This is a genomic window from Microcoleus sp. B3-A4, assembly GCF_036705385.1.
In the GTDB taxonomy this organism is placed as follows: Bacteria; Cyanobacteriota; Cyanobacteriia; order Cyanobacteriales; family Microcoleaceae; genus Microcoleus.
On sequence record NZ_JAUBUI010000014.1, the window covers coordinates 94,668 to 100,678 of the forward strand.

The following is a 6,011-nucleotide window of genomic DNA, read 5'->3' on the forward strand; positions in this document are numbered from 1 at the left end:
GATGTGTTAATTTTTTGATGCGTGTGGTTGCTTATTGAGGGTGCGATCGCCTCTTAAAACTTTCGCGAGCAAAAGATCGGAACCTTTAATATAATAAATCTGGGTGCGGAAGTGCGGGAGAGACGCGGACAAAAGAAACCGGGTTTCTGGCTGCAGGATCAAGTTATCCGTTAAGGGGCTAGGAGTGCCACCCCCCAATCAAATTTAGTCGCAGAAGGGGTCATTAGGCTTGTGATTCGGGTGCAATCGGGTGAGTTAGATGCGACAATTACCGGGAGCAATCCGTGGAGAGGTCAAGCTGTAGTATGATTTCTAATTGCACAAAGTGTTCTTGGGGGGATTCCCTGCGGGATAGCTTTGCTTCACGCAATTTTCTCACATTTGTAGCTTAGCGACTACTATTGATTCAACAGTGTCCGCAATCTTTTAGAGCCACTCACTAGAACTTGCGGCCTGATTTGGCAAAATACTTAAGAACACTGAACGTGCAGTTTAAATTAGAGGTTATAGGCTAATGGCGCAGCGGAACGTATACTCGTCAAAGGACGAGCCAGAGGAAGTACAATCAGCAGAAGAAGTCCTCCACTCAGTAATGCAAGAACTGGACGCTTTGCATCAAAATGTCAAAGGCCAGTTAAATCAGGACATTACTCGGCTGCAAACTGAAAAAAATCACCTGATTGAAGATATTGAAGACCTCCGGGAGCAATATCGCAAATTGCAGTCTCAGCAAATGGAATCTCTGTCTGGGCGATACATTCAGCAGCAGCAATTGTGGCTGAAGCAGTTGGCTCAAGTTTTGGCTCACAATTTGCAGGATTTGTTGGTGCAGCGGTTCAACGAACTCAGCGCTAACTCGGGAAATTCTCTCAGCAGCCCTATTCCCAGCGGCGAGTTCCCCATACCCCTGCCGCCGAGCAACTACGACGAACGGGCTTCGCAGTTGCTGGCGGCGCTGGATGAAAGGATCGATCGCAGTTTCCAGATGCTGGAACAAGATTTGAGCAGCTATGAAAGCGAGCTTTCCGTGCGACTCAATAATATGCAAACCCTAGAGCGGCAAGGGGAAGAGCTGTTACAAAATCTCGTAAACCGCATCAGGGAAGAACTCGAAGAAGAAGAAGAAGAATATCTTGAGAATCCTTTCGATGCTCAAGATTCCTATCCCGAGGAATCAACTAATTCTGTTAATTCTGTCCGCCCGCAACTTCTGCCGCCAACACCTGCGGAAAGGCCGCGGGAATCCGTGCCACAGCCTTCTTCAGCGCCTGCTGCAACTGCTAAAGCACCTTCTCAAGTGCAAGCTGGTTTGGTGCTGGCTTTGTCTTCGGCGGTGGTATTGTCGCTGTTTAATGTTTGTTTAAGAATTTTGATTAAAGGCAAAAATCCTCGGATGATTTTTGGCTTGTTTGAAGTTGAGGGGGTGGTGACTCGGGGTTTTGGAAATTCTTTGTTGATTTTGTTGATGCGGCTGATCGTGGTGATGGCTTTGATGCCGATATTGGCGACATTTCTGTATCCTTCTGTGTGGAAAGATATTAGGCGGTTGTTCGAGTCGGGCGATCGAGCTTTGTGGAGCAAGGTTTTAGGAAGCGCATTTTTTCTGTTTTTGTCTCAGGTTTTGATTTATTTGGCGATCGGCAATATTCCAGCGGGGATTGCGATTACGATTTTCTTTATTTATCCGATCGTCACCGTACTGGGTTCTTGGATATTGTTTGGCTCTCGTCCCAGCACAGTCGGCTTTTGGGCGATGTTGGGAATTACCGCAGGCCTAATTTTGGCTGGGTCCCCGAGTTTTGCTGCCCCTGCTCGGAGCGGCGGCAATGTCGGGGTGGGAGTCATGGCAGCACTGGCTTCTGGGATTACCTTTGCAGGTTACGTATTGCTGACGCAAATGGCTGCGGGCAAGCTGCACCCAATTCCTTTTAGTTTAGTTAATTTCGCCGCGATTTTTGTATTTTCTTCCCTGAGTTTGTGGGTGCCACTGTCGGACAATTTTGCTCCTCAAATCGACCAAAATGTTTGGCCGGGTTTGATTATAGGAGGCGTTGTTTTAGGGGTGCTGACGCTGTTTAGCTATCTTTTGAATAATTTTGCCATCCGCTTTGCGGGAGCGGCCTTAGCGTCAGTTATTGGCACTTTGGGACCGGCGATGACGGGACTTTTTGCGTTTATAATTATCAATGAGAAGTTGCAGCCGGTGGCAATTCTGGGCATGGCTGTGGTGACGTTGAGCGTGGCTGCTATGAGTGTGGAACGCATAGTGGCTCCTCAGAAGAAGGCTGGTTAAGGCAAGAATTTGTCCTTCATACAGCAGATTCCACGTTGATGAATGACAACCGCCGATCGATCGCTCAATCCTCGTAGGGACAAGGCACTGCCGTGTCCCTACTGCTGTTAATAAACCTGGGATACGCTGTATATATCCAATTTAAAATCTAAAATCTAAAATCTAAAATCTAAAATCTACTTTACCTATGACTACAGTCATTAAAATCTCGCCGAACTTAGAGGAGTTCCTAAAACTTCCAGAAACGGAACCAGCTTCCGAATATATCAACAAAGAAATTATTCAAAAACCGATGCCTCAAGGTGAACATAGCAGATTGCAGGGTAAGCTTTGCAATGTCATCAACCAAATAGTCGAAACACCAAAAATTGCTTATGCTTTTCCAGAGTTGCGTTGCACTTTCGGCGGTGTATCACTTGTCCCAGATGTAGCAGTATTCCGGTGGGAAAGAATTCCCTTTCTACCATCTGGTAGAATTGCTAACCGCTTTGAAAGTTATCCAGATTGGGCGATTGAAATTCTTTCTCCCGAACAAAGCCAAACAAAAGTGCTTGCTAAATTACTTACTTGTTCGCAACAAGGCACTGAATTGGGGTGGTTAATGATTCCCGAAGAAGAAAGTATTTTAGCGGTATTTCCCGGGCAAAGAGTAGAACTGTACGAAGGTGCAACTGATTTGCCAATACTTAATGGGATTGAGTTACAATTGACTGTTGAAACAGTTTTTAGCTGGTTGAGTTTTAGTTAAGTTAAAAAGAGCTATCGCCATTCTTAAACAACAGAAAGAACCACTCGAAAACCCACAATACTAGCCTTACAATCCGGCTGATATCTGAGGCGGCACGCGCTGCGACAATTCGGAGGATGATCGTTCCAAGAACCCCCCCGCAACAATCTCAGCGAAGAGTCCCCGTCAGACTCCCAAACGCTACCATCAGCAGGCGCACCGTTATAATTATTGTGCCAAGAATCCGCGCACCATTCCCAAACATTTCCGTGGAAATCGTACAATCCGAAAGCATTGGGTTTAAAACTACCAACATCTGTAGTTTGAAACCGATAAACTCCTTTCGGCGCGTCAGCGTAATTAGAATTTCCGTTGTAATTGGCTAACTCGCTGGTAATCGTTTCCCCAAAGTGAAACGGCCCCGTAGTTTTCCCCCGGCAAGCATATTCCCATTCGGCCTCGCTAGGCAAGCGATAACGCTTACCAGTTTTTCGAGAAAGTCTAGCGCAAAACTCCACAGCCTCGTACCAAGATACATTTTCTACAGGTCGATTTGTACCTTTAAAACGGGCAGCATCGGGATTGAGAAACATTTTAATTTGCGGCAGCGCTGCAACTGCTGCCCACTGTGCCTGAGTGACTGGAAATTTGCCAATATAGAAAGATGCTAAAGTTACTGGATGCTGTGGTTTTTCGTCGCTGTCACCCCGATCGTTTGGGGATCCCATGAGGAAAGTACCGCCACGAACAGATACCATTTCCATGACTATACGGCTACCAAGAGGTTCTTCAAAAAAACGCGCTTTGCCGGTGTTAACATTAGTTGTTTTCCCGCCCTTGTCTACTGTCACTACTTGAAATTCAAAAGTGTTTTTGACAGCAGCAACTCTCTGGGAGGCTGGGTTCACTGACGAATTGGTGTTGGATTTTTCTCTCGGATTACCAGAGATATCGCTGTGGATTTGCCCGCTTTCATTGAGCGGGGGATTGATAGCAAGTTGTCCTCCCTTTATCCTAAAAGGATTTATACCAACTTGTCCTCCATTGGCACAATGGGGTTGGGGAGGTAAAGAATAGAGATTTAAAGCTTTGATTACTTCATCAGCAGATTGATATCTATTTTTGAGATAATCTTGAATTAATTTGTCTAAAACATTTGTCAACTCGCTGCTGATTTTTGTGCCGGCTGGCAACCGTTCTCTCCACATCCAGCCGCCGTTTATCGGGTCATAAAGGTCATCGGAACCGTCAACTTTTGGCAAACATTGAGTTAGCAGTCTCAGGCAAGTTATTCCCAAACTGTACAAATCGCTGCCGGGGAAAACTTGACCGCGCATTTGTTCTACCGGCGAATATCCGGGCGTTCCTACCGTCGTGCCTACTTTGCTCATCAGGGAGCCCGTCACTTGTTTGGAAATGCCGAAATCTATCAAAACTAACTCTCCCCGCCCTCCCCTTCGGAAAGCTGAATTCCGAAAATTTCCCGCCTTTGGCAGGGAGGAGTTAACAGAGGTGCGGCGCCGCATGATATTCTCAAGTTTGATGTCTCGGTGAATGACATGGCGATCGTGCACAAATTTCAGAATCGGCAAAATATCTGCCAGCAACTGCCAAATTTTTTCTTCGCTAAAAGCACCCTGCTGAGTTAATTCTGCTAGTAAAGTTTGCCCCTCAATCAACTCTTGTACTAAATAAAGTCGCTTGTCTTGTTCAAAATAAGCAATTAATCGAGGAATTTGGGGATGTTCGCCGAGTTCGTAAAGTCGTTTCGCTTCTTCTTTAAACAATTGTGAGGCTTTTTCAAGTGCTGAGGTTCCTTGAAATTGGGGTACAAACTGCTTGATTACGCAGGGATCGTCCATGCGATCGGTATCTACCGCTTCATAAGTTCTGCCAAATCCCCCTTCGCCCAACAGTCGAATCACGCGGTAGCGGTTTCTGAAGAGAGGCGTGAGGTCGGGCTGGCCGCAACTTTGACAAAATTTAGAGTTGTCGGGATTGAAAGGATGAGAACAGGTGGGATTAGAACAGTAGAACATATCTGGGAAGAAATGATCTGGTTAAGGTTATGATATATCTTTTTGGCTTCCTTATGGAATACTAACAATTAATAATTGGTTATTGACAATTGACGGTAGGGTGGACATTACCCGCCGCTTGTGTCGCCGCAACGGAGAAAGTAGAACGCAGAATTTAAAACGCTAATTAATCCAAATAAAGCAATTTGAGGGCAAAAAATTCCAGCGCGATCGACCTATTTTAGCAACCCGCTTACCGCCGATATTCGTCTGGAGATCTTGGTAATTGCTTTACAGGGTCCAGTATAGTACAACTCGGCGATCGCCCCACCAAAAAGCGATCGCACTCAAAGAACTATCGGACTAAGCTGATACGCAGCTAGATTGTATAATCTAAATATAGAATAAGCGCTCATTAGTTATAATGTATGCCAGCCAAAAACCATCTATCTCAAGATCAAAAACAGAGACTCGTTAAACTACTAAAAGAGTCTGACGATAATTACGTGAGGGAAAAAGTTCTAATTTTATTGCTAATAAATGACGGAAAAACTTATCGAGAAATTAGTGAATTTATGGAGATTGCTTACACAACAGTAGCTTATTGGTCAGTTCATGGCGACCCAGATAATTTGGAGAGTTTTTTAGATAAAAGAAGCCCAGGAAATTTTCGCAAAGTCACTCCCGAGTATGAAAAAATATTGATAGATACAATCGACAAAGCTCCGGAAGAATATGGATATGAATTTGGGAGATGGACAGCAGCCAGGCTAGCAACATATTTAGAAAAGGTCACAGGAATTAAATTGAGTAGTTCCCAAATATCTAGGATACTACATAAAAAAAGATACGTTTATATTTGGGCTAAATATAGTTTAGAGGATAAACAAAATCCAATTGAAAGAGAAGCATTTAAACAGAAGCTATCGGAGTATTTAAGAATAACTAAACAAACACCAGAGCTTTTACAGGT

The 6,011-nt window shown here is 44.7% G+C and carries 4 protein-coding genes; 3 read left to right on the plus strand and 1 reads right to left on the minus strand.

The genetic code is table 11. The features are described from left to right. The first annotated feature begins 514 nt into the window (after positions 1-514). Both QUB33_RS09270 and QUB33_RS09275 read left to right on the plus strand, forming a co-directional pair. The gene (locus tag QUB33_RS09270) at positions 515-2,293 is read left to right on the plus strand and encodes an EamA family transporter (protein WP_333349670.1); all 1,779 of its coding nucleotides are present in this window, start codon (positions 515-517) and stop codon (positions 2,291-2,293) included. Positions 2,294-2,480: 187 nt separating this feature from the next. Next, positions 2,481-3,041 (plus strand): Uma2 family endonuclease, encoded by a 561-nt coding sequence (locus QUB33_RS09275; RefSeq protein ID WP_333349672.1) that lies wholly within the window; start codon positions 2,481-2,483, stop codon positions 3,039-3,041. Between the two features lie 23 nt (positions 3,042-3,064). On the opposite strand, the gene QUB33_RS09280 is transcribed toward QUB33_RS09275, so the two are convergent. After that, positions 3,065-5,059 (minus strand): SUMF1/EgtB/PvdO family nonheme iron enzyme, encoded by a 1,995-nt coding sequence (locus QUB33_RS09280; RefSeq protein ID WP_333349674.1) that lies wholly within the window; start codon positions 5,057-5,059, stop codon positions 3,065-3,067. Between the two features lie 407 nt (positions 5,060-5,466). Here QUB33_RS09280 and QUB33_RS09285 point away from each other — a divergent pair. After that, positions 5,467-6,011, plus strand: a 545-nt coding sequence (locus QUB33_RS09285) for an IS630 family transposase (RefSeq protein WP_333349676.1), incomplete at its 3' end; no start/stop codon positions are given.

Coding starts and splice junctions, on each gene's coding strand:
- QUB33_RS09270 (WP_333349670.1), top strand. CDS start 515: ATGGCGCAGCGGAACGTATACTCGTCAAAGGACGAGCCAGAGGAAGTA.
- QUB33_RS09275 (WP_333349672.1), top strand. CDS start 2,481: ATGACTACAGTCATTAAAATCTCGCCGAACTTAGAGGAGTTCCTAAAA.
- QUB33_RS09280 (WP_333349674.1), bottom strand. CDS start 5,059: ATGTTCTACTGTTCTAATCCCACCTGTTCTCATCCTTTCAATCCCGAC.